This is a genomic window from Microcystis sp. M53598_WE2 (assembly GCF_030067735.1).
Classification (GTDB): domain Bacteria; phylum Cyanobacteriota; class Cyanobacteriia; order Cyanobacteriales; family Microcystaceae; genus Microcystis; species Microcystis aeruginosa.
In genome coordinates this window covers 1-4,678 of sequence record NZ_JASJFE010000338.1, presented here as the reverse complement: position 1 = coordinate 4,678, position 4,678 = coordinate 1, and the positions used below count along the sequence as shown (strand labels likewise).

Sequence of the window (4,678 nt, the reverse complement as noted above, 5' to 3'; positions counted from 1 at the left end):
GGTACTGTTGGGCAAACAGAAACCGACCCAAACGCCTTGGGAGAGTGCGGCCTCTGGATTCTTAATGGAGACATTGAGAATCTAAGCTGTCTCGTTGAACAAGGAATTTCCGATAGTGATCTGGAAAGAATCTCCCGTCACAGCGTAGCTTGACGGTGGGAGTATGTCAAATTGATCTCCCCGGCCGGGGATACCCTAGTGGTGCTGAGAACTCTTGAAAGTTTTTCTGTACAAGGATTTGCAGTCAGACTGGGGGGTGTCAAAAGGAGCGGCCGTATGAGATGCTCAACTTTCCCAACTTAAGGTTATCCCCACACCAGATACTCTCCTCTTAGTGCGATCGCTGCTTTGAGCCTGTGCATTAACAAACTATACTGCCTATAGGAAATTTTAGGACAAATGCTTGAACTGGCAACTCCGGCACTCCCGTACAATCTTAACGAGCAATCTGGATAAACATCTTCAATGCTGCTTTTAAGAAGGAGACGGGTTGCTAAAGCCTCTATAATAAGTAGCCATAGAGATGCCGACAACTTCCCCTGTCGATAGCGAATAAGGAGAAAAAAACCCAGTGTTTGTCCTCAAAGGTTACGAGTATTTTCTAGGATTTCTGCTTGCTTGCAGTTTAGTACCAATCCTATCCCTAACTGCCTCCAAAGTCCTGCGGCCTAGTGGTGGTGGTCCGGAAAGACGCACCACTTATGAATCGGGGATGGAACCGATCGGCGGTGCTTGGATTCAGTTTAACATTCGTTATTATATGTTTGCCCTCGTTTTCGTGGTTTTTGACGTGGAAACCGTCTTTCTCTACCCTTGGGCAGTAGCTTTCAATCAATTGGGCCTATTAGCTTTTGTAGAAGCACTGATCTTTATTGCTATCCTTGTGGTTGCTCTCGTCTATGCTTGGCGAAAAGGAGCCTTAGAATGGTCATAACGGCCATAATTTTCCTTATTTTTGACTTTTCATAAGAGGATAACCCGATGAGTCCCAACCCTACCAGCGAATTTAAGCAAATTATCGCACAACAAAGCGAAAAAATCCTCAATCCCATCGAACGCACCAAAGTTACCCAGGATTTATCGGAAAATGTCATCCTCACCACCGTTGATGACCTGTATAACTGGGCGCGTTTGTCAAGTCTTTGGCCGATGCTATACGGTACAGCTTGCTGTTTTATCGAGTTCGCAGCCTTGATTGGTTCCCGTTTTGATTTCGATCGCTTTGGTTTAGTTCCCCGTTCTAGTCCCCGGCAAGCCGATTTAATCATCACTGCCGGTACAATCACCATGAAAATGGCCCCCGCTTTGGTGCGTCTGTATGAAGAAATGCCGGAACCTAAATACGTTATCGCCATGGGTGCCTGTACGATTACGGGGGGAATGTTCAGCAGTGACTCCACCACTGCGGTTAGAGGGGTAGATAAACTTATCCCCGTGGATGTCTATATACCCGGTTGTCCCCCCCGTCCGGAAGCGATTATCGATGCGATTATTAAACTGCGGAAAAAAGTCGCTAACGAATCTATTCAAGAACGCGGGACTGTCCTCCAGCAAACCAATCGTTATTACAGCACCACCCACAAAATGCAGGCCACGGAACCGATTCTTACCGGTAAATATCTGCAATCGGCCACCCGTCAAGCACCTCCGAAAGAGTTGCTAGAAGCCACCGGTATGCCTGTTCCCCCCGCTCTTTTGACCACGAAACAAAAGGAAGAAATCTAAATGACTGAAGAAACCACAGCTATTGTGCAAGCTGGCCCCACTTCGATTTGGTTAAGCGAAAATGGTTTTGAGCATCAAGCTTTAGAAGCTGACCATAGTGGTGTGGAATTGATTAAAGTAGAAGCAGACTTTTTAATTCCTCTGGCCACTGCTTTATACGCTTATGGCTTTAATTATCTCCAATGTCAGGGTGCTTACGATTTGGGACCGGGGAAAGAATTAGTTAGTTTCTATCATCTGGTCAAAGTAACCGATAATGTCGATAGTCCCGTGGAAGTGCGCTTAAAAGTCTTTCTTCCCAGAGATAATCCCAGGGTTGCCTCGGTTTACTGGATTTGGAAAGCAGCTGACTGGCAAGAACGAGAAAGTTATGATATGTTCGGCATTATTTATGAAGGACATCCCCACCTGAAACGGATTTTAATGCCGGAAGATTGGGTCGGTTGGCCTCTACGCAAAGATTACGTTTCTCCCGAATTCTACGAACTACAGGACGCTTACTAAGTCGAGAATTTAATCAGTAACATCGGGTTAGAAGATATTTCTAGCCCGATTTTTTTGAGATTTAGGGACAAGATAAGCTATTGGGTATTTAGTCGGTTAAATCTACATTTCGTAGCCAAACTTATTGGCATCTACTTCTTGTAAATTAATATCGATTAAACCGTATTCTAACCAGCGTTGGGAAACCTTGACCGCCATGGCAGGATCCGACTCCAAAGGTTCCCCCCACTGGTGGTCGGTTTCGGGATACATTTTAGTGGTGGCATCAATTCCCATTCTCCCCCCCAAACCGACCTTTTCGCTGGCAAAATCGAGGCTATCAAAGGGGGTTTCCGGGAGAATAAACACATCGCGAACCGGATCCACTTTAGAACTAATTGCCCAAACCACTTGCCGGGGGTCGCGAATATTAATCTCCTTATCGACGACGATGACAAATTTAGTATAGGTGAACTGGGGTAAGGCACTCCAAAAAGCTAAGGCCGCTCGCCGCGCTTGTCCGGGATAGGCCTTATCAATGGAGATAATCGCCGCTTTATAGCTTAAAGCTTCCATCGGTAGGAAAAAATCCCTGATTTCCGACACCTGTTGCCGTAAAATCGGCGTATAAATACGATTAAGCGCGATGGCCATCATCGCTTCTTCCTTGGGAGGACGACCGCTAAAAGTGGTTAAATAAATGGGGTCGCGACGATGGGTCATGCAGTGGAAATGAATCAGGGGTGAATCTTCCACACCGCCATAGTAACCCATGTGATCACCAAAAGGTCCATCTGGCAATACCTCTCCGGGGGTAATTGTTCCTTCGAGGACGATTTCTGCGTCGGCCGGCACTTGCAAATCGAGGGTTTTACACTTGGCTAACTGTACCCCAGAACCGCCGTACAATCCCGCAAACAGCCATTCGGAGAGATCTACGGGGATAGGAGTGGCAGCGGCCATGATAATCAGAGGATCTACCCCTAAAGCGATGGCTATTTCTAATTTTTTGCCCATCTGTGCCGCTTTTCGCAGGTGACGCGCCCCACCGCGCACGGACAACCAGTGGACGGTCATGGTATTGTGAGACTGTAGCTGTAGGCGATAGACACCGACGTTAGGGGTTCCCGTTTCGCAATCTTTAGTAATTACTAGCCCTAGGGTGATAATCTGGCCTGCATCCCCCCGATAGGGTCGAATCATCGGAATTTTCTTTAAATCTACTTCATCCCCTTCTAAAATCACCTGTTGACAGGCAGGGAAAAAGTTACGGTTGGGTTTGGCTTTCAGGACATCAAATAAAACTTTACCAAAATCGATCGCTTGGGAGAGTTTTTTCGGCGGTTTCGGTTGTTGCAACAGGGCGAGTTTTTTGCCTAAATCTTCCAATTCTTCGGGTTTATTCAGGTTCATCGCCCAACAGATGCGTTCTACCGTTCCCATGAGGTTAATAGCGACGGGAAACTCTGCTCCTTGCACGTTTTCAAACAGTAGGGCCGGTCCACCCACCTGCAGCATCCGATTAGCGATCTCGGCAATTTCTAAATCGGCAGAGACCGATGCACTAATGCGGCGTAATTGGCCACGATCTTCTAAAAGCTTAATAAATCCTCGTAAGTCTCTAGCCATGATGAAGAAATGTAAATAAATCCCTCTCTCTATTATCTCTTAGGGCGGCAGTTTCGGTGGGGGATAGTCACCGGTTTGAGAGTTGGAGGCGATTCTTGTCTAGAATTAAGTAAAAAAATCCCCATCTCGCCAGGGTCATTCCTAACCCTAAATTTATGCTTATTCAGCCCGGAGGTCAACATGATTAAGGATATTGAAATTAGTAATTTTAGATGTTTTGAGCATACCAAAATTGAAGGTTTTGAGCGAGTTAATTTAATTGGTGGTAAGAACAATTCAGGGAAAACTGCCCTGTTAGAGGCAATATTTTTGTATAGTTATCCCTATCCAAATACTATTCATCCCTACATCAGAGGAATCATTCGCAGGCAATCTTTAGCAGTTGTTCAGGCTGTTCCCAAAAATGCCTGGGATAATTTATTATTCAATCTTGATAGAGAAAATATTATTGAGTTAAAAGGCTCCCAATCTAATCAAGGGGATAAATTGGTAAAAATATCGATTTCCGATTCTCTTAAAGATAGCGTTTTAGGAATCTCTGAAGACTTACAAAAATTATACGATTTTATCGCTAAAAATAAATCAGTTATTTCTATCTTAAATATTCACACAAGTTTTGACCATGATAATGACTCAAATGATGGTCAACTGAACTATTTTTTAATTGCTAGTTCTGAGGGAATACTCGCTTTGCCTGATGCGGGTGATGAGGAACCAGTAATCATTGCCGCATCTGTCAATAAATCTTTGGAAGAATTGAGCGAGTCCTATACTAAAATAGTTTTTAATGAACAGGAAGAAGAAGTGCTAAAAGCTCTACAAATTCTCGATCCGTCCATTG

Annotated in this window: 5 protein-coding genes and 1 pseudogene; 5 read left to right on the top strand and 1 reads right to left on the bottom strand. The window is 44.9% G+C overall.

The window, feature by feature from the left end:
- The 4 genes and pseudogenes from PX636_RS07390 to PX636_RS07375 all read left to right on the top strand — a co-directional run.
- Nucleotides 1–153 (top strand): annotated as a pseudogene (locus PX636_RS07390) (RNA-guided endonuclease TnpB family protein); the annotation flags it as partial.
- Nucleotides 154–571: 418 nt separating this feature from the next.
- Nucleotides 572–934, top strand: a complete 363-nt coding sequence (ndhC, locus tag PX636_RS07385) for a photosynthetic/respiratory NAD(P)H-quinone oxidoreductase subunit C (protein ID WP_002739390.1) — start codon at nt 572–574, stop codon at nt 932–934.
- A gap of 47 nt (nt 935–981) precedes the next feature.
- Nucleotides 982–1,725, top strand: a complete 744-nt coding sequence (gene ndhK, locus PX636_RS07380; RefSeq protein ID WP_004163386.1) for a photosynthetic/respiratory NAD(P)H-quinone oxidoreductase subunit K — start codon at nt 982–984, stop codon at nt 1,723–1,725.
- Nucleotides 1,726–2,229, top strand: coding sequence for an NAD(P)H-quinone oxidoreductase subunit J (locus tag PX636_RS07375; RefSeq protein WP_002780471.1), 504 nt, complete (start codon nt 1,726–1,728; stop codon nt 2,227–2,229).
- 102 nt (nt 2,230–2,331) lie between these two features.
- Here PX636_RS07375 and PX636_RS07370 read toward each other — a convergent pair whose 3' ends face one another.
- Complete coding sequence (locus PX636_RS07370) at nt 2,332–3,837, bottom strand: UbiD family decarboxylase (protein ID WP_288116621.1); 1,506 nt, start codon at nt 3,835–3,837, stop codon at nt 2,332–2,334.
- A gap of 180 nt (nt 3,838–4,017) precedes the next feature.
- Between PX636_RS07370 and PX636_RS07365 the strand changes: the two genes are divergently transcribed.
- On the top strand, nt 4,018–4,678 hold a 661-nt coding region (locus PX636_RS07365), incomplete at its 3' end, for an AAA family ATPase (RefSeq protein ID WP_288116620.1).

Bases quoted from the DNA above. Each gene is read 5' to 3' on its own strand.
- ndhK (WP_004163386.1), top strand. From the start codon at position 982: ATGAGTCCCAACCCTACCAGCGAATTTAAGCAAATTATCGCACAACAA.
- PX636_RS07375 (WP_002780471.1), top strand. From the start codon at position 1,726: ATGACTGAAGAAACCACAGCTATTGTGCAAGCTGGCCCCACTTCGATT.
- PX636_RS07370 (WP_288116621.1), bottom strand. From the start codon at position 3,837: ATGGCTAGAGACTTACGAGGATTTATTAAGCTTTTAGAAGATCGTGGC.